This is a genomic window from Halorubrum sp. LN27 (assembly GCF_016635065.1).
Classification (GTDB): Archaea; Halobacteriota; Halobacteria; order Halobacteriales; family Haloferacaceae; genus Halorubrum; species Halorubrum salipaludis.
The window spans coordinates 1-24,052 of record NZ_JAEPET010000001.1 but is presented as its reverse complement, the minus strand read 5'-3'; the positions used below and the strand labels follow the sequence as shown (position 1 = coordinate 24,052).

The following is a 24,052-nucleotide window of genomic DNA, read 5'->3' as shown; positions in this document are numbered from 1 at the left end:
CAAGACCCGGCCAGATGACACGGGTGATCCACACCGGCGACACCCACGTGGGGTACGCGCAGTACCACTCGCCGGTCCGACGGCAGGACTTCCTCGACGCGTTCGCGGCCGTGATCGACGACGCGATCGACGGGGAGGTCGACGCGGTGGTCCACGCCGGCGACCTCTTCCACGACCGGCGGCCGGAACTCGACGACCTGATGGGAACGATCTCGGTCCTCCGCCGGCTCGACGACGCCGGGATCCCCTTCCTCGCCGTGGTCGGGAACCACGAGTCGACCCGGGGCGGCCAGTGGCTCGACCTGTTCGAGCGGCTCGGGCTCGCGACGCGGCTCGACGACGAGCCAACCGTCGTCGGCGACACCTCCTTCTACGGGCTCGATCACGTGCCCGTCTCGCGCCGCGACGACCTCGACTACGCGTTCGCCGAGCACGACGCGGAGTACGCCGCGCTCGTCGCGCACGGCCTCTTCGAGCCGTTCGGCTACGCGGACTGGGACACGGAGGAGGTGCTCGCGGAGAGCGACGTGGCGTTCGACGCGATGCTCCTCGGCGACAACCACACCCCGGACTCCGCCGAGGTCGCGGGCACGTGGGTCACGTACCCGGGCTCGACCGAGCGCGCGAGCGCGAGCGAGCGCGAGGGGCGCGGGTACAACCTCGTCACCTTCGACGCCGACGCCGCCGGCGGCGACGACCGCGTGGAGATCCGGCGACGCGCGCTCGACACCCGCCCGTTCGTCTTCGTTGAGGCCGACCTCCGCGAGGGCGAGGGCGCGGCGCGGGTGCGCGAGGCGGTCCGCCAGCACGACCTCGACGACGCCGTCGTCCTCGTCGACGTGACCGGCGAGGGCGATCCCGTCACGCCGGCCGCGATCGAGGAGTTCGCGACCGACCAGGGGGCCCTGATCGCCCGCGTGACCGACCGCCGCGAGGTGGAGACGGACGCCGAGGTCGACGTGAGCTTCGCGGACCCCGAGGACGCGGTCCGGGAGCGCGTCGAGGAGATGGGGCTCACGGAGGCCGCGCTCGACGTCGAGGAGGCGGTTCGCGCCGACACGATCCCCGACACGAACGTCAGGGAGACCGTGAAGCGCCGGATCGAGGAGCGGGTGGACGACCTCGACGACCTCGGCGCGTTCGACCCGGGCGAGGCCGGAGGCGCGGCCGGCGGCGACGACGCGGGTGACCGGGAAGCCGAGGAGACCGAGTCCGAAGCCGACGACGACAGCGAATCCGAGGGCGCAGACGACGAGGCGGCAGACGGCGAAGCGACTGGTGACGGGACCGGCGACGAAACGACCGACGACGAGACCGACGGACAGGTCTCCATGGAGGACTACCTGTGAACTTCGACCGCATCCGGCTCACGAACTTCAAGCCGTACGGCGACGCCGACCTCCGACTGACCGAGGGCGTCACGGTCATCCACGGGCTCAACGGCAGCGGGAAGTCCTCGCTGTTGGAGGCCTGCTTCTTCGCGCTCTACGGGTCGAAGGCGCTCGACGGCACCCTCGGAGACGTGATCACGAACGGCGAGGAGGAGACCGAAGTCGACCTGTGGTTCACCCACGACGGCGTCTCCTACCACGTCGAGCGACGGCTCAAGGAGTACGACGGGCGGATCGACCACCAGTGCACGCTCGAGGCGACGGACGGCAGCGACGTGACCCGCGACGGCGCCCGGGCGGTGCGGGAGTTCGTCACCGAGCTCCTCCGGATGGACGCCGAGGCGTTCGTCAACTGCGCGTACGTCCGGCAGGGGGAGGTGAACAAGCTGATCAACGCCACGCCGCGCGAGCGACAGGACACGATCGACGACCTGCTCCAGCTCGGGAAGCTCGAGGAGTACCGCGAGCGCGCCGGCGACGCGCGGCTCGGCGTCGAGGACGTGCTGGAGAACCGCCGCGGGCGGTTCGACCAGCTCGATGACCAGATCGCGGAGAAGGAGGAAAAGGACCTCCACGACCGGCTCAACGCGCTGGAAAGCGACCTCTCGGAGGTCGAAGACGAGATCGACCGCTACGAGGCGCAGCGGGAGCAGGCGAAGGAGACCCGCCAGGCCGCCGCGGAGACGCTGACGACCCACGCGGAGAAACGCGAGCGGCTGGAGTCGGTCGAGTCGGAGATCGACGAGATCGAGGAAGCGATCCGCGGGACCGAGCGCGAGCGCGACGACCACCGCGACGCGATCCGGGAGGCCCGCGAGCGGATCGCGGAGATAGAGTCCCGAATCGACGAGCGGCTCGACGACGCCGGACTCGACGCGGCGAGCGACGAGGCCATCGCGACCCGGCGCGCCGAGCTTGACGACCGGGAGAGCGAGATCCGCGAGGAGCTCGACGACGAGCGGGTGAGCGCCGAGGCGTTCCGCAACCAGGCGACGAACCTCGCCGGGAAGGCCGACGACCGGATCGAGCGCGCCGCGGAGGTCGAGGCGGAGGCCGACGACCTCGCCGACGAGGCCGAGGCGGCCGAAGACGGGGCCGAAGAGCGCGAGTCCTCGATCGAGGAGCTCCGCGAGGAGGCCGAGGGCCTGCGCGAGCGGTTCGCGGCCGCGGACGCCGATGTCGACCGCGACGGCGCGGCGGACGAGCGAGAGGCGCTCCGCGAGCGGCGCGGCAAGGTCCGCGAGCGGATCGCGGAGCTGTCCGCGGAGCTGAAGAACGCCCGCGAGCGCGTCGAGGAGGCCGAGGAGCTGCTCGCGGCGGGGAAGTGTCCCGAGTGCGGCCAGCCGGTCGAGGACTCCCCGCACGCGAGCGGGATCGACGAGGACCGCGAGCGCGTCGCCGAGCTGGAGACGGAGCTGGCGGACGCCCGGGAGCGCGAGAGCGACCTCGACGACCGGATCGCGGAGCTGGACGAGCTCGCGAGCGCGGCGGACCGGCTCGACGAGATCGACGAGCGGATCGAGGCCCTCGAAGAGCGGGCCGAAGAGCAGCGCACGGAGGCGGAGCGGAAGCGGGAGGCGGCGGCGGAGAAGCGCGAGCGGGCCGCCGATCTCCGCGAGGAGGCCGAGGAGACGCGCGAGGTCGCCGCCCAGAAGCGCGAGGAGGCCGAGGCGGCCGCAGCGCGCGTGGAGGAGCTGGAAGACGCGCTCGCGAGGGTCGAGGACGCGCGGGAGGCGGTGACCGCGATCGAGGAGCGACTATCGGCGATCGCGGACGCGGAAGACGAGATCGAACGGCGCCGCGAGAAGCGGGAGAATCTGGCGGAGGTGAACGACGAGCGGCGCGACCGGCTGGCCGACAAGCGCGAGCGGCGCGACGATCTCGCCGACGCCGTCGACGAGGACGCGGTCGAGGAGGCGAGGGCGAAGAAGGAGCGGGCCGAGGAGTATCTCGAGAAAGTCGAGGATGAGCTCGACCGGCTCGGGGAGCGGCAGACGGAGCTCCAGAACGCGATCGGCGGAGTCAACGGCGAGATCCGGGAGTTAGAGAACCTCCGCGAAGAGCGAGACGAGCTGGCCGATACGGTCGCGGCGCTCGAAGACCTCCACGAGGAGACGAGCGAGCTGGAGGCGATGTACGGCGATCTCCGGGCGGAGCTCCGCCAGCGCAACGTCGCCGAGCTGGAGCGCACCCTCAACGAGACGTTCGAGCTCGTCTACGGCAACGATGCCTACTCGCACATCGAGCTCGACGGCGAGTACGTCCTCACCGTCTACCAGAAGGACGGCGAGCCGCTCGACCCCGAGCAGCTCTCCGGCGGCGAGCGCGCCCTGTTCAACCTCTCGCTGCGGTGTGCGATCTACCGGCTGCTCTCCGAGGGGATCGAGGGCGCGGCGCCGACCCCGCCGCTCATCCTCGACGAGCCGACCGTCTTCCTCGACTCGGGCCACGTCTCCCGGCTCGTCCGGCTCGTCGAGGAGATGCGCGGGTTCGGCGTGCGCCAGATCCTCATCGTCAGCCACGACGACGAGCTGGTGGGCGCGGCCGACGAGCTGGTGACCGTCGAGAAGGACCCGCGCTCGAACCGGTCGACGGTGCGTCGGGAGGACGCCGCCGCGCTCGACGTCGCTGAACTCGCCGACGACTGATCGGGCGACCGCTTCACCGGCGCCATTTGTGGACCCGACAGTCCGCGTCGGCGCGCCCGCGAGGTCGCCGGCGGCTCTGCCGCCGGCTGCCAGAGAATCTCCGATTCTCGCTGGAGTCGGTCGCCTGGAGCAACGCGGAAGGCGACCGACGAGGATGGGGAGGCGCGAGGCACACGCTCGGTAGATTGGGGGTGTGAGATGCGAAGGGCCGCGAAGACTGCGGAGCGCGCTTACTGCCCAATTACTCGCCGTCTGTAGTCCCGGCACGCAACAGCTCCATCGCGTCGACCGCGACCGGAGTCGCCTCGTAGCCGCGCCGCCCCGCGACATCGACCTCGTCGATCAGGCCGGCGGCCCGGAACTCGGTGATCGCGCCGTGGATGTCGGACTCGCACATGTCGGTCGCGTCGAGGAGGTCGATCGCGGCGATCGGCCCCTCGTCGACGACCACGGCGAGGAGGCCGAGCGACCGGTCGTCGCGGACCGCGCCGAGGGTCCGGCGGACCGGCGCCGGAACCCCCGAGGCCGCGGTCGCGAGCGGCGACTCGCCGTCGACGACCGAGAGCTCCTCGTTGTCGACGTACCGCTCCTCGCCGGTGGCCGGATCGCGCACCCGACTCGACTCCGCGGAGCGTTTCACGAGGAGGTACGTCTCGCCGGCCGCGTCACGAACCGTCTGCATGGATCGGAGAGAGCGGTCGCGGGGCCATTACGCTTCCGGGGGCTCGGCGTCGGACTCGGGGTCGGCGTCGGACTCAGGGTCGTCGGGTCCGGCTTCGGCGGCGGAGGACGATTCGTCCCCGTCGTCGTCGGAATCCGACTCCTCGTCGTCCCGCGATCGCTCCCACGACCGATACGTCTGGTAGGTCCGGACACCCGCGAGGAGGCCGGCGACGAACAGGGCCGGACCGAGTCGCGACCGGCCTTCGAAGAACCACAGCATCGGGCCGAGCGCGACGAGGAGCACGGCGGCGTTGGCGTAGATGACCGCGACGACGAACGCGCGGAGCGTCCCCGAGTCGACGTCGCTCGCGCCCTCGAAGTCGCCGTCGTCGTCGAACCGCTTCACCGAGGGCGCCTTCGGGATGTCGGGCGTCATCTCCCGCTCGGCGTCGGAGCTCTCGCCGACGGAGATCTCGCCCTCGTCGTCCTCGTCGAGGCTGAACACGCCCGCACGTACGAGGGGGCGGGGCAAAGGGGTTCCGTCCCGCCCGATCCGCGAGCGGCGGCTACGGAGCTGCGGGAAACGGAACGGAAGGAACCGCCGCCTCAGAGCGCGTCGGCGAGCCGCACCGTTCGGCTCGCCTCGACCCACGCGAGGGGGTTCGCGGCGTCGAAAAGCACCACGTTCCCGTCGTCTTCGTACACCTCCACCTCGGCGTCGACCTCGTCGCGATCGGCCGGGCGAGCCACCTGGGGTTCGGAACGTGGGTCCGAAGGCATGGACCGTGGTAAGTCATCACACATTATATGCCTTTCCGTGGCGGGAGACCTCGCCGCACCCGAAAGCCGAGTTTTTTAGCCGGGTGCGCCGAAGCACTGGTATGACTCAGTCGGGGCTGTCTGACTTCTCGTCGTCCGGAGAGTCGGGCGACGGGGCGGAGGACGGCACGGAAGCCGAACGGGAGGAGCTGGCCGCACAGGAGGCGGCCGTCGTCGCCGGCGGCGGGCGCGGCCACGTCAGCGACGTGGTCGACGTCGACGAGGCGAAGTTCCCGGAGTCGACCGGGACCGTCGAGCTGATGATCACCCAGATCGACTACGCCGTCGAGGGGTACGGGAACGACGAGTACCCGGTCGTGCACGTGTTCGGCCGGCGGCCGGCGGAGAACGCCGAGGGGGCCGACCACGACACCGTCGAACACCTCCGCGTGCTCGGCGTCGAGCCGTACTTCTACGTCCCCACGGCCGACCTCGACCGCGACCCGGTCGAGGAGTACGACGTGGTGATCGGCACCCGCGAGGAGAACGCCGAGGGCGAGCCGTACGAGAGCATCCGCGGCGAGCCGCTCACCCGGATCGTCACCCGAACCCCCCGCGACGTGGGGAGCATCCGCGACGACTTCGCGACGACGTTCGAGGCGGACATCCTGTTCCCGAACCGCTTTCTGATCGACAACGGGCTCAACGGGGGCATCCGCGTGGAGGAGCGCCGGCTCGACGACGGGGACGGGACGATCCAGGTCCACGAGGGGATGCTCGAACCCGCCGCGGTCGACGCCGAGATGCGGGTGAACACCTTCGACATCGAGGTCGACGACCGACGCGGCTTCCCCGAGGACGGCGAGGAGCCGATCATCTGTCTCACCAGCCACGACTCCTACGACGACGAGTACGTCGTCTGGCTGTACGACGCGCCGGAGGCCGAGATTCCGCCGCCCGAGGACCTCCCGGACTACGAGGGGATCGTCGACGAGGGCGCCGATCTCGACTTCGAGGTCCGGACCTTCGACGAGGAGGCCGCGATGCTCGACGCGTTCGTCGCGTACCTCGACGAGACCGACCCGGACCTGCTGACCGGGTGGAACTTCGAGGACTTCGACGCGCCGTACGTCCTCGACCGACTGGAGGTGCTCGACGACGGGAGCCAGTACGACCTCTCCGTCGACCGGCTCTCCCGGATCGGCGAGGTGTGGCGCTCCGGCTGGGGCGGCCCGGACATCAAGGGCCGGGTCGTCTTCGACCTGCTGTACGCCTACAAGCGCACGATGTTCACGGAGCTGGAGTCGTACCGGCTCGACGCCGTCGGCGAGCGCGAGCTGGGCGTCGGCAAGGAGCGTTACACGGGCGACATCGGCGACCTCTGGGAGCAAGACCCCGAGCGGCTGCTGGAGTACAGCATCCGCGACGTGGAACTGTGCGTCGAGATCGACCGCGCGCAGGACGTGATCGCCTTCTGGGACGACGCCCGGAAGATCGTCGGCTGCAAGCTGGAGGACGCGACGACGCCGGGCGACGCGGTCGACATGTACGTGCTCCACATGGCGTACGGCAACTTCGCGCTCCCCTCGAAGGGCCAACAGGAGGCCGAGGAGTTCGAGGGCGGCGCGGTGTTCGACCCGATCTCCGGCGTCCGCGAGATGGTGAGCGTGCTCGACCTGAAGAGCCTCTACCCCATGTCGATGGTGACGATCAACGCCTCGCCGGAGACGAAGGTCGACCCCGAGGAGTACGACGGCGAGACGTACCGGACCCCGACGGGCGTCCACTTCCGGAAGGAGCCCGACGGGATCATCCGGGAGATGGTGAACGAGCTGCTCGACGAGCGCGAGGAGAAGAAGGCGCTCCGAAACGAGCACGATCCGGGGACGGAAGCGTACGAACAGTACGACCGGCAGCAGGGAGCTGTCAAGGTTCTGATGAACAGTTTGTACGGCGTGTTCGGGTGGGATCGATTCCGCCTGTACGACCGCGAAATGAGCGCGGGCGTCACCTCCACCAACCGCGAGGTGATCGCGTTCACCGCGGACGTGACCGACGAACTTGACAGGGAAGTTACATATGGAGATACTGACAGCGTCATGCTCTCTCTCGGTGATTTGTCGAAAGAAGAGGCCATCGACACCTCCTTCGAGATAGAGGACCACATCAACGACCGCTACGACGACTTCGCGCGCGAGGAGCTGAACGCCGAGGATCACCGCTTCCAGATCGAGTTCGAGAAGCTCTACCGGCGCTTCTTCCAGGCGGGCAAGAAGAAGCGGTACGCGGGCCACATCGTCTGGAAAGAGGGGAAAGACGTCGACGACATCGACATCACCGGGTTCGAGTACAAGCGGTCGGACATCGCCGGGATCACCAAGGAGGTCCAGCAGAACGTCATCGAGACGATCGTCACGGGCGACGACATCGACGAGGACCTCGAGGAGGTGAAGTCGTACCTGGTGGACGTGATCGCGCGGGTGCTCGACGGCGACGTGGACGTCGAGGAGATCGGCATTCCCGGCGGGATCGGCAAGAAGCTCGACGCCTACGAGACGCCGACCGCACAGGTGCGCGGCGCGAAGTACGCCAACCTCATGCTCGGGACCAACTTCGGCAGCGGGTCGAAGCCGAAGCGGCTCTACATCGAGAAGGTCCACCCCGACTTCTGGACGCGGATGGAAGCGGAGGAGGGGCTCGACCCGCAGCGCGACCACCTGTACGGGGAGTTCAAACGCGATCCGGACGTGATCTGCTTCGAGTACGCCGATCAGGTCCCCGACGAGTTCGAGGTCGACTGGGAGAAGATGTTGGACAAGACGCTTCAGGGACCGATCGAGCGCGTCATCGAGGCGCTCGGGATGTCGTGGGAGGAAGTGAAGACGGGCCAAGAGCAGACCGGACTCGGATCGTTCATGTGAGCCGGAACGGCGGCGGGCCCGAGTTCTTGAAACCGCTTTTCGATCGTTGAGAAAATTTCTTTTCGATTTCGGGATATTCTACGGGAGATGCGTAACCATTAACCCGCCGAGAGACCAGTGTACGGACACGAGGCACGAGAATACATATGGCAACTCTCGAAATCAACGATCTCCACGCGCGGGTAGCTGAAGAGGACGGCGAACGCATTCTTCGCGGGGTCGACCTGACCGTCGAGTCCGGAGAGATCCACGCGCTGATGGGTCCGAACGGCTCCGGGAAGTCGACGCTCGCGAAGGTCATCGCCGGCCACCCCGCCTACGAGGTCACCGGCGGCGAGGTCCTCCTGCACCTGGACGAAGAGGACGTCGCCGACATCGACGCCGAACTCGACGACGAGGACTACCACTGGGAGCTGTTGGAGCTCGAACCCAACGAGCGCGCCGCGCTCGGGATCTTCCTCGGGTTCCAGTACCCGGCGGAGATCGAGGGTGTCACCATGACGAACTTCCTCCGACAGGCGCTCAACGCCAAGGCGGACGAGCGCGAGGAGCTGTTCGAGGAGGAGGACGAAGACGAGGAGGCTGAGGCCGACGCGGACGACGAAGGCTACGAGACCTCCCCGATGGAGGGTCCCGCGGACGACGGCGAGATCGGCGTCGCCGAGTTCCAGGAGATCCTCTCGGAGAAGATGGAGCTGCTCGACATGGACGAGAAGTTCATGCAGCGGTACCTCAACGCCGGCTTCTCCGGCGGCGAGAAGAAGCAGAACGAGGTCCTGCAGGCGGCGATGCTCGAGCCCGGGATCGCGGTGCTCGACGAGATCGACTCCGGGCTGGACATCGACCGGCTCCAGGACGTCTCGAAGGGGATCAACGCGCTCCGCGACGAGCAGGGCACGGGCGTCCTCCAGATCACCCACTACCAGCGGATTCTCGACTACGTCGAGCCCGACCACGTCCACGTCATGCTAGACGGCGAGGTCGTCAAAAGCGGCGGCGCGGAGCTCGCCGAGAAGCTCGAGGACAAGGGGTACGACTGGGTCCGCGAGGACGCATTCGAGACCGCGTAACCGAATCCGGGCACGCGATACACGTAAACACGAGAATCCGTAACAAGATACTATGAGCTCACAACAGGACGAACTGAAGGAGACAGACACCGAGGCCCGCTTCGAGTTCAAGAAGGAGGAGAAGTCCGCCTTCCAGACCGACAAGGGCCTCACCGAGGAGACGGTCCGCGTCATCTCGGAGGACAAGGACGAACCGGAGTGGATGCTGGAGCGGCGCCTGCGCGCGCTCGAGCAGTTCCAGGAGATGCCGATGCCGACCGACTGGCCCGGACAGCCGGACCTGAGCGAGGTCGACGTCGACGAGATCATCCCGTACATCCGGCCGGACGTCGACGTCCGCGCCGGCGTGGACGACTGGACCGAACTTCCGGACGAGATCAAAGACACCTTCGACAAGCTGGGCATCCCGGAGGCCGAGAAGAACGCGCTCTCCGGCGTCGGCGCGCAGTACGAGTCGGAGGTTGTCTACCAGAACATGCAGGAGCGGTGGGAGGAGAAGGGCGTCATCTTCTGCAACATGGACGAGGCCGTCCAGGAGCACGAAGAGCTCGTCCGCGAGCACTTCATGACGAAGTGCGTTCCCCCGAGCGACAACAAGTTCGCGGCGCTCCACGGCGCCATCTGGTCCGGCGGCTCGTTCGTCTACGTGCCGGAGAACACCACCGTCGACATGCCGGTGCAGGCGTACTTCCGGATGAACAGCGAGGGGATGGGCCAGTTCGAGCACACGCTCATCATCGCCGAGGAGGGCTCCGAGGTCCACTACATCGAGGGCTGTTCCGCCCCGAAGTACTCGGCCTTCAACCTCCACTCCGGCGGCGTCGAAGTGTTCGTCGGCGAGGACGCCCACGTCCAGTACTCCACGGTGCAGAACTGGTCGAAGAACACCTACAACCTGAACACGAAGCGCGCCATCGCCGAGAAGGGCGGGCGCATGGAGTGGATCTCCGGGTCGATGGGGTCGAAGGCGACGATGCTGTACCCCTCGACGATCCTGAAGGGCCGCGGCGCCTCCGACAACCACATCACCATCGCCTTCGCGGGCGAGGGGCAGGACATCGACACCGGCGCGAAGGTGTACCACAACGCGCCCGAGACCAAGTCGACCATCGAGTCGAAGTCGATCTCGAAGGACGGCGGCCGCACGAACTACCGCGGGCTCGTCCACATCGCCGACGGCGCCGAGAACTCCTCGACCGCCGTCGAGTGCGACGCGCTGATGTTCGACAACGAGTCGACCTCCGACACCATGCCGTACATGGAGATCAACGAGTCGAAGGTCGACGTCGCCCACGAGGCGACCGTCGGGAAGATCGGCGACGAGGACATCTTCTACCTGCAGTCGCGCGGTCTCGACGACGACGACGCCAAGCAGATGATCGTTTCGGGCTTCATCGAGCCCATCACGGAGGAGCTGCCCATCGAGTACGCCGTCGAGCTCAACCGGCTCGTCGAGCTCGAGATGGAGGGCTCGCTCGGATAACATGAGCACGCAAGCAATCGAGAGCCTCTCTGAGGACACGGTACGACGCATCGCCGACGAACGCGACGAGCCCGAGTGGCTCCTCGAGACCCGTCTGAACGCGCTGTCGGCGCTGGAGACGGCCGACCTCCCCGACGTGATCCAGACGCCCGGGCGTCGCTGGACCGACCTGGAAGCGCTCGACTTCGAGTCGCTGGTCGATCCGCTGAACCAGTCGGACGCCACGGAACGGTCGGTCGGCGACGACGAGGTCGTCGTCCTCCCCTTCACCGAGGCGTTCGAGGAGTACGGCGACGTCATCGAGGCGAACTTCGGCTCGGTACTCGACCCCGAAGAGAACTACCTCACCGCGCTGTCGGTCGCGCTGTTCACGACCGGCACGTTCGTCTACGTCCCCGAGGGCGTCGACGTCGAGGACGTGACGGTGCGCGCGGAGATGAACTCCCGTTCGCTGTTCAGCCAGACGCTCGTCGTCGCCGAGGAGTCGTCGTCGGTGACGATCCTCGAGTCGATCGAGTCGGGTGACAGCGAGGCCGGCGACGACCGGTACTTCTCGAACCTCGTCGAGATCGCGGCGGGCGAGAACGCGAGCGTCCAGTTCGGCTCGCTCCAGAACCTCGACGACGACACGTACACCTACTCGCTGAAGCGCGCCGACGTGGGCACCTACGGCACCGTCGACTGGATCGAGAGCAACTTCGGGTCGAAGCTGACGCGCTCTGACGTCGAGTCGGAGCTGAACGGCGACGGCGCCGAGAGCCAGATCGTCGGGACGTTCTTCGGCACGGAGGACCAGCACTTCGACATCAACGCCCGCGTCTGGCACCAGGCCGAGCACACGACCGCCGACCTGGTCACGCGCGGCGTGCTCGACGACGTGGCCCGCTCCGTCTACGAGGGGGTTCAGGACGTCGGCAACGACGCGTGGAACACCTCCAGCTACCAGCGCGAGAACACGCTGATGCTGTCGGACGACGCCGAGGCGGACGCGTCGCCGAAGCTGATCATCCACAACCACGACACCGAGGCGTCGCACTCCGCGACGGTCGGGCAGGTCGACGCCGAGGACCTGTTCTACCTCGAAAGCCGCTCGATCGACTCCCGCACGGCGCGGAACATGCTCGTCGAGGGCTTCTTCGTGCCCGTCCTCGAAGAGATCGCCGTCGACGAGTTCCGCGACGACGTCGAGGAGCTCGTCTTCGAGCGCCTGCAGTAACGGCCGCGTTCGGTTCCCGTTTTTTGACGCAGCGCAACCGAGAGCGCCGGCTGCGGCTACAGACGAGTCTCCGACGGCTCGTCGATCAGTGAGGGTTCGAAGAAAAGGGCCCGTCCGGCGGCTACGGGGAAGGGTTACGCGTCGGCGTCTTCGTCGTCGGCATCTTCCTCTTCGTCGTCAGCGTCTTCCTCTTCGTCGTCCGCATCTTCATCCTCGTCGTCAGCGTCTTCCTCTTCGTCGTCAGCGTCAGCCCCCTCGTCCTCGTCGTCAGCGTCCGCATCGGACGCGACGTCGCTCACGGCGTCACCGAGGTCGTCGAGCTCGCCGTTGAGGTAGGCGCTGATCTGCTCGTGGATCTGACTGACGTGATCGGGCGCCTGATCCGGCAGGGCGGACGGCGGGCCGCGGTCGCCGGACGCCTCACTGGCCGCGCCGTCGTCGTCCTCGGCGTCGTCGCCGTCGGCCGCGTCGTCCGCGGGCGCGTCGGACGGAGCGTTCTCGTCGGCCGCCGTCGCGTTGTCGTTCGCCTGTGCGTCTGCGGGGGCGGCGGCGCCGACCGCCGCCACGCCACCGATCAGGACGGTCACGGCGAGCGCGACCGTCGCGAGTGTTTTCGCGTTCATCGCGTCTTCCCGTATCGACCGCCGGGAAATAAGGGGTGGAAGCGCTCAACCCGATTTTATCCGAATTCGTCGGCGTCGTTCCGCGTTTATTCCGATTTAACGCGGGATAATTCGGGATAACGGGTCTCTCGGCCGCGAACCGATCCGGACGGCGGGTTCGGTGCGCCGACCGCCCACTGCCCCCGCCAGCGCGCGGAGACGGACCGAACCGTGAGAGGGAACACCTTAAGTCGGAGAGGCTCGGAACTGTTGACGTATGCGACGCGTATCGGTCCGTCTCGGGTGGTCGTCGTGAGCGTAAGCCAGCGGGTCGCCTCGGACGACCAGCTCGCGCGGCTGCTCCAGATCGGAATCGTGCTCGAAGAGGTCGTCGAGGCGCGGACCCACCGGCACTACCAGCAGCTGGACGCCGAGCTCGACGAGGAGGTCGAACAGCTGCTCGCGGACGCCGCCGAGGAATCGGCGGCCCACCGCGAACGGTTAGAGACGCTGATCGAGGACCTCGGCGTCGACAGCGTTCCGTTCGGCGAGATCGAGTCGCTCGTCGACGCCCGGTACGGTCGGACCCGGCCGGAGGACTTCGACGACGTGCTGTACGACCAGCTGTGTAACGAGGAGACGGCCTACAAGTTCTACGACGACCTCATCGGGGCGATCGAGGACTCGGACGTCGAGTTCTCGATCGACCGCGAGGAACTGGTCGCGACCTTGACGGCGATCCGCGACGAGGAGGCCGAGGGGGTGCGCGAAGTGACCGAGGTCATGGAACGACGATGAACCGAACTGAGGAGCAGCCGACGAGTCCCGACGGAGGGGAGCCGTGAACACCGCAGACCAGTACCTCAAGACGATATACGTCGTACAGGACCAGGAGGACGGCCCCGCCTCGACTGGATCGATAGCCGACGCCCTCGGCGTCAGCCCGGCGAGCGCGAACGAAATGATCGGGAAGCTCGAGGAGCGCGGGCTCGCGGAACACGAGAAGTACAAGGGCGTCACGCTCACGGACGACGGGATCGTGCGTGCGCGAGACGCGCTCCAGACCTACTGTATCATCGAGCGCTTCCTCGCGAACGTGCTCGCCGTCGAGGACTTCCAAGCGGAGGCCCGCGAGCTGGAGGCGGTCATCGACGACACCGTCGCCGAGCGGCTCGACACGATCATCGACCGGGAGCCGGAGTGTCCGGACTGTTTCGACCCAGAGACCGACGCCTGTTCGTGTCTGGAGATCGCGGCGGCACCGGTCGAACCGGAGCAGTAGAACCGGAGCAGTAGCGGAAATACGCCCGTAGAAGCCGTTTCTAGACGCCCGTCGAGTACCGCAGAATGCCGGCGATACCGCCGAACGCGTCGAGCAGCTGCTCGCCCTTCTCGAAGTCGGTGGAGATGAACTTGGTGTCGGTGCCGCGCTGCTCGGCGATCGCCATCAGGTGTTCGATCACGTCCTCGCGCTCGTCGACTTCCGCCTCCTCACCGCACTCCGAGCACTCGTGGTCCGGGGTCGAGTGTCGCGAGTCGATCACCTCGTACTCCTCGTGGCCGTTCGGACACTCGTAGACGACCACGTCGGAGCGGAGGTCCTCGGAGATGAGCAGGCGGTCGACCGAGCCCATGATGAGGTTCCGGCGGGTCTGATCGAAGCCGTAGGTGGCCTCGTCGCCGGTGTTGAGGTTCTCGAAGAACGTCTCCATGTGGCGTTTGTCCTCGACGATCTCCTGGTCGGCGAGCGCCTCGCTGGCGTTGTCGACCAGATCCTTCAGTCCGGACTCGTCGGTGTACGCCACGTCGAACTTCCCGAGCACCTTATCCTGCAGCTCGTGGTGCAGGTAGTCGCCGTCGAGGAACTCGTCTTTGGTCGGGGAGGGGCCGCCGACGAGGATGCCGTCGAGCTCGTGGCGCTTGTCGACGAACAGGTCGTTGGCCATCCCCGCGACCTCCTGGTAGAAGTTGTCGATCGCTTCCAGCCGCAGGCGGGCGAACCGCTGTGCGGACTGACCCCCCTTCCGCTGTTTGCCGGGGACGAGCGAGGAGGCGGACTTGACGGCCTCGACCCGCTTGCCCTTCAGCCAGCCGACGTTCGCCTCGCGGCGGTCGAGGACGATGAGCCCGAACAGTCCGGAATCCTCCAGCATGTGTTCGAGCGGCTCGGTGAGGAACTCGGAGTCGCAGTGGTACCGGAACGACTCGACGGGCTGGGGCGGCGACTCCAGCGTCCGGGTGACCATGTCGGTCTGGCCGCCGCCGGCGTCGATCGCCCCCGAGAAGATCACCATCCCGTTCTCCGGCGGGAAGGTGTCGTAGTAGCGGAGGCGGTCCTTGATCGAGGTGAGCGCGTCCTGAACGGCCGTCCGCGTCTGCTTGGACTTGATGTTGGACGCCTCGCTGTGTTCCTGCGTGACGTGGGCGACCACGTCGGAGATCTGCCGATCCTCGGGGATGTAGATGGTGACGAGCTGCGTGCCGGAGCCCTCGAAGTCGCGGAGCTCCTCGATGACCTTGCGGAACTCGTACTTCCGCCGGTCCTTGCTCGTCTCTTGGGCGTCGCTACTCATTACCCAAACTACGGCGGCGTGCGTGTAAGTAAGCTTTGACCTTCCCGCCGGCGCGGCGGTACCGCGTCGCATGGACCGTCGATCGCGGGATCTTTTATAAATGATCTGCGGTGGCGCGCGCCCGTGAGCGGGCCTTCGGCCCGCGAGCGGCGACGCGCGAGGGAGTCGGTCGTCCGGAGCAACGCGGAGGGCGACCGACGAGGCTGGGGAGGCGTGAGGTGTGGTGCGGTGCCGTGCGGGTGGGACTCAAAGGGGCAGCCGGCGAGGCGGGCACAGGCGACGCAAGCACTGGAAGGAGCGCACCGCGAGCGACTGAAGCGCGTGGTTCGAGAGAGCGAAGCTCTCTCGTCATCACGAAAGGGGCGGAGCGCCTTTCGAACGACAGCGAGCGTGTGCCCGCCTCGCCGGCTGGGGCTTTGGAAGTGGTCACCGCTGATCTGTCAAAATGCTTATAAGTGAGTCGACGACCCCTCAACCGGAAAGCGACGAGTCGCCGCCCCGCTCCTACATCGACTCCGGCGCCTCGACCCCGAGCACGTCGAGGGCGTTCGCCATCGTGTGCTTCGCGGCCGCGACGACCGCGACGCGGGCGGCCCGCAGCTCCGCGTTCTCGGCGGACACCACCGGACACTCCCGGTAGAAGGCGTTGTAGGCGTCGGCGAACTCGCGGGTGAACGTGGCGATTGTGTGCGGCTCCAGGTCGTCGGCTGCCGACTCGATCGCGGCCGGGAACCGGGCGACCTCGCGGAGGAGGTCGCGGGCCTCCGCGGTCTCCAGCGCCGAGGCGTCGACATCGAGCGGGTCGCCCGGTTCGGGAACCGCGATCCCGGCGTCGGCCGCCTCGTCTAAGATCCCGCAACAGCGTGCGTGGACGTACTGGACGAACGGGGCCGACTGCCCCTCGAAGTCGAGCGCGTCCTCCCACTCGAAGGTGATCGCCTTCGCGGGCTGTTTCGAGACGATGTCGTACCGGACCGCGCCGATCCCGACCTGATGGGCGATGCGGTCCACGTCCTCCTCGGACAGGTCGTCGTCGCGGATCCGGTCGTCCATCCGGCTTTCGACGGCCTCGCGGGCGCGGTCGATCGCCTCGTCGAGCAAGTCGTCGAGCATCACGCCGGTCCCCCGCCGCGTGGACATCTTCCCCTCGGGGAGATTCACGTACGAGTAGATGACGTGACCGAGCCGGTCGGTGTCGTTGCCGAGGAGTTCGAGGGTCGCGTCGAGCTGGTCGGCCTGCAGCTTGTGGTCCTCGCCGAGCACGGTGACGGCGCGGTCGTAGTTGTCGAACTTCCACTCGTGGTGTGCCAGGTCGCGGGTGGTGTAGAGGCTCGTGTCGTCGGAGCGGAGGAAGACGAGGTTCTTGTCGATCCCCCAGTCGTCGAGCTCCAGCTGCCAGGCGTCCTCCTCGTAGACGGCGTGGTCAGTCTCCTTCAGGCGGGCCGCGATCTCGTCGGTCAAGCCGTCGCGCATGAACCGCGTCTCCTTGACGAACTCGTCGAACTCCGCGGGCAGGCGGGCGAGACAGTCTTTCATCCCGCCGAGCACCGTATCGACGACCTCGCCGACGCGCTCGTACGTCTCCTCGTCGCCCGCTTCGAGGCCCTGGAGGATCGCGGCGATTTCGTCTTCCGCGGCCTCGACCGCGTCGGGGTCAGCATCCTCCAAGAAGGCGTTCCCCTTGCGGTAGTAGCGCACCAGGTCGTACTCGGCGCGGTCGCGGGCAGGCTCGGCGTCGAGGTCAGACTCGTCGAACCGCTCGTACGCCCACGTGAACACCGCCATCTGCCGGCCGGCGTCGTTGACGTAGTAGTGGCGGTCGACGTCGTAGCCGGCGTATTCCATGAGGTTCGCGACCGCGTCGCCGACGATCGGGTTGCGCGCGCGGCCGACGTGGACCGGACCGGTCGGGTTCGCGCTCGTGTGCTCGACGACGACGGAGGTGTCCCGGTCGGGGAGCGCCCCGTAGTCAGCGTCGGGGGCGGCCGCGTCGAGCGTGTCGGCGAGGTATCGGTCGTTCGCGTGGAAGTTGACGTACGGGCCCGCGGTGTCGACATCGGCGACGTAGGCCGTGTCCGTCACGTCGACCGCCTCGGCGACATCCGCCGCGACGTTCGGGGGCGCGTCGCCGACCTCGCCCGCGAGCCGGAAGGCGACGCTGGAGGCGAGCGTCGCGTCCATGTCGTCGGGCGGGCGTTCGATGCCGAGGTCGTCGGTCGGGAGGTCCAGGGCGTCGAGCGCGTCGCCGAGCGCGGCCTCGACCTCCGACCGGAACTGCCGGAACATACCGTCCGTTCGTGGGTCGGCCTAAAAGGCCCTTCCGAAGCGGCGCCGGGGCGAAACGGTTTCTCCGAGACAGCGGGTCACCGGTCCGCGCTCGCCTCGGCGTCCGTCTCGAAGGCGACCCACTCGGCGTGAGCGTCGGGGTCGTCGGGGAGGTACGTCCCCTCGGTGCCACACTCGGTGACCAGTCGGCAGACGGAGCGCTCCGGCGGCCAGACGACCTCGACGCCCGCGGCGTCTCCGATCTCCGCGTCGCCGTCACCGCCGGCTTCCGCGGCCCGGACCGTCGCCTCCTGCCGATAGGTGAACGTCGAGCCGGTGGGATCGACGAGCGTCACCGTCACGATCGCCTCGTCGCCCGCGGGGTCGAACGGGACGGTCGCGTTCGGCGCGCCCGCCAGCCGGACGCCGTCGGGACCGATCGACCAGTCAACCGAGAGCGAGCCCGCCGGATCGTCGACGACGTAGCGCGCGAAGTCGTCTCCCGTAGTCGACCCGCCGGTCCCCGTACTCTCCCCGTCAGCGCCGCGCACGGTCTCAACCCGGACGTGTGCGGTCTCGACCCGGTCGGGGACGCCGACGTTGGTCGTCGCCTCGATACGCGCCCCCTCGCGAACGTCGAGCGGTTCGAGCTTCGGGGCGACGTGGCGGGTCGGATCCGGCGTCCATTCTCCCTGATACGCGTACCGGTAGAGGTCGCGGTCGGGATACGCGTCGATCACCGCGAAGTCCTCGGCCGGGTCGCGGTCGAGCGCGTACACCACCTCGCCGTCGAGGCCGGGATCGTTCCGGAGCGACTGGAACGGGTGGTTCTGCCACTCGCCGTACGGCGTCGGAATGAAGACGAGGTCCTCGTCGAACTCGGTCGCCTCGATCGGCTCGTAGGCCGTCTCGTACTTGTCGGCGAGCGGCGCGTTCCGCTCGATCGGCGTCGAGACGGCCGCGGCGCCCGCGACGCCGGCAGTGACCAGTGCGAGGGCGACCGCGACCGCGACGACCGCGCGAGCGGACCGCGGCGAGAGCGCGTCGGCAAGCCGCCGGCGGACCGCAGGGAGCGCTCGCCACGCGGCCGCGACCGCGACGCCGCCGAACACCGACAGCGGGACGAGCAGGTCGAAGTGGTAGAACGGGCCGAACTGCGAGACGAACCCGTCGGTCGGGTCGGAGAGCGTCGCGAGCGCGTTGTGCGTCCCCCAGAAGAACAGGTTCCCGACGGCGACGGAGACCGCGACGCCGCCGACGAGGAGCCCGGCGGTGCGCTCGAACCGGGGATCACCGGGCGCCGCCGAGTCGACCGCGTCGCTCCCACCGGCGCCCCGGACGCCGCCGACCGCGCGCCGTCCCGACAGCCAGCGCCGCGCGGCTAGCGCGCCCCCCGCGAGCGCGAGCGCGGACCCGATCGGACCGCCCGCCACCCACCGCGTCAGGAGGAACCACAGCGCGTAGCCGTTCGAGCGCGCCGCGAGCTCGGGGGTGTAGTCGGCCGAATGGCCGAGGAGCCGACGCTCGCCGAAGCCGGGGCCGTCCATCGGCGCGAACGCCTCGTACGGGAACGTGAGGGGCGACCCGGTCATCCGGAGGTTGTACGCGAGCGTGACCCCGACGAACAGGGTTCCGAGCAGCGCCGTGAGCCCGTGACGGCGCACGGCGCCGGGGAGCGGAAGTGGCAGAACGCCGGCGTCTCGGACCGCGACACCGACCCGGACCAGCGCGTGGCAGATGAACGGCGCGGCAAACAGCACCGCCGTGAACGGCCGCGCAAAGAACGCCACTCCGATCGCGGTCCCGGCGACGCCGGCCGCCGCGATCGACTCGTCCCGCACGCTCCGGAGGTACGCGACCGCGAAACAGAGGTTGAAGAACGTCGTGGGCGCGTACGGGAGGAAGACCGCGGAGGAGGCCACCGCCATCGGCGAGGCCGCGAACAGGACGGCGGCCGCGAGGCCGACGCGGCGGTCGAAAACCGTCGCGCCGAGCAGGTACACGAGCGCCGCGTTGCCGGCGGCGACCGCCGCGAGCGTCACCCGCGGCTCGCCGAACAGCGCCATCGAGACCGCGTACATCGCCGCGGGAACGGGGCTGTACTTCGGGTAGAGCCGGCCGCCGTCCTCGACGAAGAACCACGGGTGGAAGGCGTCCGCGAGCGCGCCGGCGTGCAGCTCCAGCTGCCCGGAGCGCAGCATCGCGGCCTGCATGAGGTACACCCCCTCGTCGTGGTTGGTCGAGTGGTACGCGAAGACGGTCGCGGCGACGGCGAAGACGAGGACGCCGGACGCCGCGGCGACGACGCCGGCCACGAGCGTGAGACGGTCCGCGCGGGCGACCCGAGCGCGGCCGCGGCTCGCGAGTCGGCGCGCGAGCGAGCGCGGAGAAGAGGGGTCCGGACGGGGCGACACGGGAGTCAGTGAGAGGTGGCCTCAGACCTCGACGCCGGCGTCGCGCATGAGGTCGATCGTCGTTTCGAGGTCGGACAGCTCCGCCAGGTCGATGTCGGGGACGTCGAGCTCGTCGATCGTCGGCAGGTCGCCGACCGGCTCGACGCCGGGGATGAGCGGGTACTCGAACGTCGACCGGGCGAAGTAGTCCTGCGCCTCGGCCGACAGGAGGTGGCGGACGAAGTTCCCGGCGAGCGTCGCGTCGCTCGCGGTGTCGACGACCGCGGCGCCGGCGACGTTGAACACCGCGCCGGCGTCGCCGCTGGTGAACGCGGTGTCGATCGACGCGTCGGGGTTGCCGTCGAGGACGCGCTGGATGTAGTAGTGGTTCGTGAACGCCGCGTCGATCTCGCCGTCGGCGATCCCCTGACAGGCGGCGAACTCGTTGTTGTACGGGGTGATGCCCGACTCGACGACGGCCTCGAGCCACTCGCGGGTGGCCTCCTCGCCCTCGATGAGCCGCATCGCGGTGACGAACGCCTGACAGGATCCGTAGGAGGGCGCCCAGCCGAGGTCGCCGTCGAACTCCTCGGGGTACGCCATGATGTCGTCGGGGAGCTCGTCGTCGGAGAACGCCTCCGTGTTGTACGGAACGGTGCGCGCGCGCCCTGAGGTGCCGATCCACTGGTCCGTCCGGAACTCCTCACGGACCAGCTCGGCGACGTCGTCGGGGACCGCCTGCGTGCGTCCCTCGTCGGCGAGCGCGCCCAGCGCGCCGGCGTTGACGGAGTAGAACACATCGGCGGGCGACCCCTCGCCCTCGTTGGCGATCTGGTTCACGAGGTCGGTGGCGCCGCCGTACCGGACCGTGAGGTCGAAGTCGTCGTACTGGTCCTCGATGTACCCGACGAGCTCGCCGACGAGGAACTCGCCGCGACCGGAGTAGACGGTGAGTTCGCCCTCCAGGTCGGGCATCTCGGCCATCGGGGTGCCGCCGGGGGCGTCGCGCCCCTCGCGTCCGGAGCCGATCTGTCCGACCGACTCGCCGTCTTCCCCGTCGCCGTCTTCGCCGTCTTCCCCGTCGCCGCCGTCCTCCTCGTCGTCGCCCATACACCCGGCGAGGCCGACGACGCCGACGCCGCCGGCCGCGGCGAGGAACCGTCGTCGGTCGACGCCGTCTCGTGCGTGTCTCGTCATGTGTTTTAGGCTAACCTAAATGCTTTTAGTCGTGTCGGTTCAGTCGTCCGCGACCGCCGGCGTCCGGGCGAGCGCGTCGAGGCAGTCGAGCCAGTCGCGCATGTACTCGCCGCAGTGGTTGAGGAACGCGCCGTTGTTCCACTCGTCGAAGTCGCCCTCGGCGAGCGCGTCGGCCATCGCCGCGAACACCGCCTCGAAGGAGTCCGCGTCCTCGCCCGCACCGTCGACGACCTCCCAGACGTGTTCGTTCAGCTCCAGCCCCGCCACCTCGTTCGCGAGGTCGTCGAACGTCGAGCGCGGCGCCTTGTTGTGCTCGCACAGCGGGCCGCCGTTGTAGATCCGCTTTCCCAGCACGTCGGCGGCGCGTTTTAAGAACAGCCCCGACCAGATGTCGTCGAACCGGCCCACGTCCCACTCGTTGTCGTCCATCGGGAGCTGGTAGAACGCCGGGATCACCTCGCGGCGGAACGCGAGGTTCATCGAGCAGACGGTGAGGTAGTTGCCGCGCGCGGCGACGAAGTCCTCGCCGAAGTCGTCGGCGGTCGTCCGCGTCTGCGCCTGCCCCTCTAAGTCGCCGTCCATCAGGATACGGACCGCGTCGAGGTCGGGCACGTTCGTCCACAGGCCCTGCGAGGCGACGACCTCGCCGGACGCGACGTCGACCGCGTCGGTCTCGACGGTCTCGTCCATCGCCGAGTACGGGTAGCCCCGCGGGTAGAGCCCGTGCTCGTCGGCGTTCTGGTAGAGGACGTTGACCCAGTCCTCGTCGGAGCTGACGCGCTCGATCTCGCCGCCGAACGCGAGGTTCTCCATGTGACGGCCGAAGTAGTCCGCGTCGTCGTGCGGGAGCGTGTCGTCGTCGATGAAGATCCCGTACTCGAAGGCGTCGTCGGCCCACATGTAGAGGAGCCCGAAGCTCGTCTCGGCGTGGCTCGCGGCCGGGACGACGTGTCCGTACTCCGCGACCCCGTTGGCCTCGTACCACTCCTCACGGCGGCTGCCGTCGAACACCTCGCCCGACACGTCGAGGTCGTCGAGCATGGCGCGCATCTCGTCGACGTCACAGAAGTCCTCGGTGACCAGGACGAAGTGGAGCCGGGAGACGTCGAACCCGTGTTCCCGGGCGTTCGCAACGTACTCGCGGAGACACTCGTACTCGCGGATCGTAGGGACGATAACGCATATGTCCCCGCTCGCGGCGGCTGAGCGGCGTTCTTCCATACCTAGAAGTTTTTAGGCTTGCCTAAAAGTTTGACGGTCCGGAATTCGACGGCTCCCGCTCGCCGTCGGCGGCCTCGTCGGAGGGCGCCGACGAATCGTCGACGACGCTCCCCCCGTCCGTCTGCACCGACGGGGCCGGCTCCCCGTCTGCCGCGGGACCCGCCCTCGGCGAGAGGCCGAGCGCGAGCGCCGCGACGCCGCCCCCGGCGAGGGTGACGGCGTTCTTCAGGGCGTGGTCGAGGATCGCGGCCGCGAGCGCCGTCTCGACCGGCATCCCCGTCGCGCTCACGACGAGCCCGGTGAACGCCGCCTCGTACAGCCCGATTCCCCCCTGCGAGAGCGGGAGCACCTTCGCGAGGTTGCCGACGCTGACCGCGAGCGTCCCGACGACGAGCAGCGTCGGCGTCGGGACGAGCCCGCCGACGCCGCCCGTGAGCGCTTCGAGCACGAGGACGGCCGTGAGAACGTCCAGCGCCCAGACGACGAGGCTCCAGAGGAACACCCCGCCGAGACGCCGGGGATCGGCGGCGACGACCCGAACCGAGGCGCCGAACCGAACGACCGCGTCGACGAGCCGGGAGAGGCGCGGCCGCGCGACCCGAGCGCGGAGCGCGGGCCCGAATCGGCGGTCACTCCGGGCGACCGCAACGGCCGCGATCGAGAGGGCCACGGCGACGGCGGCGAGGCCGGCCGCGGCCGCGAGGGCGGTCGACGGCGCGACGGCGCCGACCGACTCGCCGGATCCGGGCGATCGACCGGTCAAGAGTAGAACGCCGAGCGCGGCGCCGCCGAGGACGCCGATGGCCACGAGGTCGAACGCGCGCTCGACCGCGAGCGACGCGACCCCGGTCGGGTACGGAACGTCCCGGCGCTCCTTGAGCAGGTACGCGCGGACCCCGTCGCCGGCCCGCGCCGGAACGATCAGGTTCGCGGTCTGGCTCGCGAACACCGCCGCCGTGAGGAAGCCGACCCGACAGCGCCGCCCCATCGCCGCGAGCACGTCGGCGTACCGGCGCCCGCGGACCGGCCACGAGAGGGCGTAGACGGCGAGGGCGGCGCCGAGGAGCGCCGGGTCCGCCGCCGTCACCGCGCCGACGACCGCGTCGGCGTCGAGGGTGCGGACCGTGACGGCGACGCCGACTGCGAGGACGAGCACCGTCCCGAGGACCGTGAGTCGCTCCCGCGAGAGGTGCCCCCGGAGCCGGTCTCGAACGCGGCCGTCAGTCATCGGTTCGGCGGCGTTCGAGGGGTCGTTCGGCGCGCATACGTTGATTTAGGTTAGCCTAAATTACTTAACGCTGACGGTCCTGCCCGCCTCGGGCGCCCCCTGGCACCGCCGGAACTCGTTTGTGCGTGGCGGCCGGAAGCGGCACGTGACCGACGCCGATATCGACGCCGACGGCGAGCGCGTCCGGATGTGGCTCGTCGAGCGCACCTACTCCGACGACGAGCAGAACATGGTGATCCTCACGTACGCGACGCCGGACGGCGAACGGTACTTCCGCAAGGAGCGGGCGCTCACCTCCTTCACCGACGTGCGCGACACGACCGCCGCCGTCGACGCCGACCCCGAGAACGTCGGCGCGGTCGACGACCCGGCCGACCGGGAGCGATACGCGGCCGAGGTCGAGCGGATGGCCCGGGCCCACG

19 protein-coding genes are annotated in these 24,052 nt (G+C 68.8%); 9 read left to right on the top strand and 10 right to left on the bottom strand.

What is annotated here, in order from left to right; translation table 11 throughout:
- The first annotated feature begins 14 nt into the window (after positions 1 to 14).
- Both mre11 and rad50 read left to right on the top strand, forming a co-directional pair.
- Complete coding sequence (mre11, locus tag JIN95_RS00095; protein WP_200530161.1) at positions 15 to 1,349, top strand: DNA double-strand break repair protein Mre11; 1,335 nt, start codon at positions 15 to 17, stop codon at positions 1,347 to 1,349.
- Positions 1,346 to 4,039, top strand: coding sequence for a DNA double-strand break repair ATPase Rad50 (gene rad50, locus JIN95_RS00090; protein ID WP_200530160.1), 2,694 nt, complete (start codon positions 1,346 to 1,348; stop codon positions 4,037 to 4,039). The genes mre11 and rad50 overlap by 4 nt, the downstream gene beginning before the upstream one ends.
- A gap of 241 nt (positions 4,040 to 4,280) precedes the next feature.
- Here rad50 and JIN95_RS00085 read toward each other — a convergent pair whose 3' ends face one another.
- The 3 genes from JIN95_RS00085 to JIN95_RS00075 all read right to left on the bottom strand — a co-directional run bounded on the left by JIN95_RS00085 (position 4,281) and on the right by JIN95_RS00075 (position 5,482).
- The gene (locus tag JIN95_RS00085) at positions 4,281 to 4,721 is read right to left on the bottom strand and encodes a hypothetical protein (protein ID WP_095635540.1); all 441 of its coding nucleotides are present in this window, start codon (positions 4,719 to 4,721) and stop codon (positions 4,281 to 4,283) included.
- A gap of 27 nt (positions 4,722 to 4,748) precedes the next feature.
- Positions 4,749 to 5,207 (bottom strand): hypothetical protein, encoded by a 459-nt coding sequence (locus JIN95_RS00080; RefSeq protein WP_095635541.1) that lies wholly within the window; start codon positions 5,205 to 5,207, stop codon positions 4,749 to 4,751.
- A gap of 101 nt (positions 5,208 to 5,308) precedes the next feature.
- The gene (locus JIN95_RS00075) at positions 5,309 to 5,482 is read right to left on the bottom strand and encodes a hypothetical protein (protein ID WP_198951481.1); all 174 of its coding nucleotides are present in this window, start codon (positions 5,480 to 5,482) and stop codon (positions 5,309 to 5,311) included.
- A 101-nt stretch (positions 5,483 to 5,583) separates the two neighbouring features.
- On the opposite strand from JIN95_RS00075, the gene JIN95_RS00070 reads away from it, so the two are divergent.
- From JIN95_RS00070 to sufD, 4 genes are all read left to right on the top strand, one after another.
- The gene (locus JIN95_RS00070) at positions 5,584 to 8,382 is read left to right on the top strand and encodes a DNA-directed DNA polymerase (protein ID WP_200530159.1); all 2,799 of its coding nucleotides are present in this window, start codon (positions 5,584 to 5,586) and stop codon (positions 8,380 to 8,382) included.
- Positions 8,383 to 8,528: 146 nt separating this feature from the next.
- Complete coding sequence (locus tag JIN95_RS00065) at positions 8,529 to 9,452, top strand: ABC transporter ATP-binding protein (RefSeq protein ID WP_095635543.1); 924 nt, start codon at positions 8,529 to 8,531, stop codon at positions 9,450 to 9,452.
- 52 nt (positions 9,453 to 9,504) lie between these two features.
- Complete coding sequence (gene sufB, locus JIN95_RS00060) at positions 9,505 to 10,935, top strand: Fe-S cluster assembly protein SufB (protein WP_095635544.1); 1,431 nt, start codon at positions 9,505 to 9,507, stop codon at positions 10,933 to 10,935.
- A gap of 1 nt (position 10,936) precedes the next feature.
- A complete protein-coding gene (sufD, locus tag JIN95_RS00055; RefSeq protein WP_200530158.1) occupies positions 10,937 to 12,151 on the top strand; it encodes a Fe-S cluster assembly protein SufD in 1,215 nt (404 codons plus the stop codon).
- Positions 12,152 to 12,285: 134 nt separating this feature from the next.
- Here sufD and JIN95_RS00050 read toward each other — a convergent pair whose 3' ends face one another.
- Entirely contained in the window at positions 12,286 to 12,774 is a 489-nt protein-coding gene (locus JIN95_RS00050) for a hypothetical protein (protein ID WP_200530157.1), read from the bottom strand.
- A gap of 291 nt (positions 12,775 to 13,065) precedes the next feature.
- Between JIN95_RS00050 and JIN95_RS00045 the strand changes: the two genes are divergently transcribed.
- Positions 13,066 to 13,551, top strand: coding sequence for a rubrerythrin (locus JIN95_RS00045; protein ID WP_095635721.1), 486 nt, complete (start codon positions 13,066 to 13,068; stop codon positions 13,549 to 13,551).
- Positions 13,552 to 13,594: 43 nt separating this feature from the next.
- Positions 13,595 to 14,035 carry a metal-dependent transcriptional regulator gene (locus JIN95_RS00040; protein ID WP_095635547.1) on the top strand — a complete coding sequence of 147 codons (441 nt, stop codon included), beginning with the start codon at positions 13,595 to 13,597 and terminating at the stop codon, positions 14,033 to 14,035.
- 40 nt (positions 14,036 to 14,075) lie between these two features.
- On the opposite strand, the gene prf1 is transcribed toward JIN95_RS00040, so the two are convergent.
- The 6 genes from prf1 to JIN95_RS00010 all read right to left on the bottom strand — a co-directional run bounded on the left by prf1 (position 14,076) and on the right by JIN95_RS00010 (position 23,630).
- A complete protein-coding gene (gene prf1, locus JIN95_RS00035) occupies positions 14,076 to 15,326 on the bottom strand; it encodes a peptide chain release factor aRF-1 (protein WP_095635548.1) in 1,251 nt (416 codons plus the stop codon).
- A gap of 504 nt (positions 15,327 to 15,830) precedes the next feature.
- Positions 15,831 to 17,612, bottom strand: coding sequence for an arginine--tRNA ligase (argS, locus tag JIN95_RS00030; RefSeq protein ID WP_200530156.1), 1,782 nt, complete (start codon positions 17,610 to 17,612; stop codon positions 15,831 to 15,833).
- Positions 17,613 to 17,689: 77 nt separating this feature from the next.
- Entirely contained in the window at positions 17,690 to 20,005 is a 2,316-nt protein-coding gene (locus JIN95_RS00025) for a glycosyltransferase family 39 protein (protein ID WP_200530155.1), read from the bottom strand.
- 21 nt (positions 20,006 to 20,026) lie between these two features.
- Positions 20,027 to 21,181: an extracellular solute-binding protein gene (locus JIN95_RS00020; protein ID WP_200530154.1), complete on the bottom strand. Its 1,155-nt coding sequence runs from the start codon at positions 21,179 to 21,181 to the stop codon at positions 20,027 to 20,029.
- Between the two features lie 39 nt (positions 21,182 to 21,220).
- Positions 21,221 to 22,402: an alpha-1 4-glucan-protein synthase gene (locus tag JIN95_RS00015; RefSeq protein ID WP_095635552.1), complete on the bottom strand. Its 1,182-nt coding sequence runs from the start codon at positions 22,400 to 22,402 to the stop codon at positions 21,221 to 21,223.
- A 22-nt stretch (positions 22,403 to 22,424) separates the two neighbouring features.
- Positions 22,425 to 23,630, bottom strand: a complete 1,206-nt coding sequence (locus JIN95_RS00010) for a lysylphosphatidylglycerol synthase transmembrane domain-containing protein (protein WP_200530153.1) — start codon at positions 23,628 to 23,630, stop codon at positions 22,425 to 22,427.
- A gap of 187 nt (positions 23,631 to 23,817) precedes the next feature.
- Here JIN95_RS00010 and JIN95_RS00005 point away from each other — a divergent pair.
- Positions 23,818 to 24,052, top strand: a 235-nt coding sequence (locus tag JIN95_RS00005; protein WP_200532087.1) for a hypothetical protein, incomplete at its 3' end; no start/stop codon positions are given.

Excerpts from the sequence above, each read along its gene's own strand:
- mre11 (WP_200530161.1), top strand. The coding sequence starts at position 15 with ATGACACGGGTGATCCACACCGGCGACACCCACGTGGGGTACGCGCAG.
- JIN95_RS00085 (WP_095635540.1), bottom strand. The coding sequence starts at position 4,721 with ATGCAGACGGTTCGTGACGCGGCCGGCGAGACGTACCTCCTCGTGAAA.
- JIN95_RS00075 (WP_198951481.1), bottom strand. The coding sequence starts at position 5,482 with ATGCCTTCGGACCCACGTTCCGAACCCCAGGTGGCTCGCCCGGCCGAT.
- JIN95_RS00070 (WP_200530159.1), top strand. The coding sequence starts at position 5,584 with ATGACTCAGTCGGGGCTGTCTGACTTCTCGTCGTCCGGAGAGTCGGGC.
- JIN95_RS00065 (WP_095635543.1), top strand. The coding sequence starts at position 8,529 with ATGGCAACTCTCGAAATCAACGATCTCCACGCGCGGGTAGCTGAAGAG.
- sufB (WP_095635544.1), top strand. The coding sequence starts at position 9,505 with ATGAGCTCACAACAGGACGAACTGAAGGAGACAGACACCGAGGCCCGC.
- sufD (WP_200530158.1), top strand. The coding sequence starts at position 10,937 with ATGAGCACGCAAGCAATCGAGAGCCTCTCTGAGGACACGGTACGACGC.
- JIN95_RS00050 (WP_200530157.1), bottom strand. The coding sequence starts at position 12,774 with ATGAACGCGAAAACACTCGCGACGGTCGCGCTCGCCGTGACCGTCCTG.
- prf1 (WP_095635548.1), bottom strand. The coding sequence starts at position 15,326 with ATGAGTAGCGACGCCCAAGAGACGAGCAAGGACCGGCGGAAGTACGAG.
- argS (WP_200530156.1), bottom strand. The coding sequence starts at position 17,612 with ATGTTCCGGCAGTTCCGGTCGGAGGTCGAGGCCGCGCTCGGCGACGCG.
- JIN95_RS00020 (WP_200530154.1), bottom strand. The coding sequence starts at position 21,181 with ATGACGAGACACGCACGAGACGGCGTCGACCGACGACGGTTCCTCGCC.
- JIN95_RS00015 (WP_095635552.1), bottom strand. The coding sequence starts at position 22,402 with ATGGAAGAACGCCGCTCAGCCGCCGCGAGCGGGGACATATGCGTTATC.
- JIN95_RS00010 (WP_200530153.1), bottom strand. The coding sequence starts at position 23,630 with ATGACTGACGGCCGCGTTCGAGACCGGCTCCGGGGGCACCTCTCGCGG.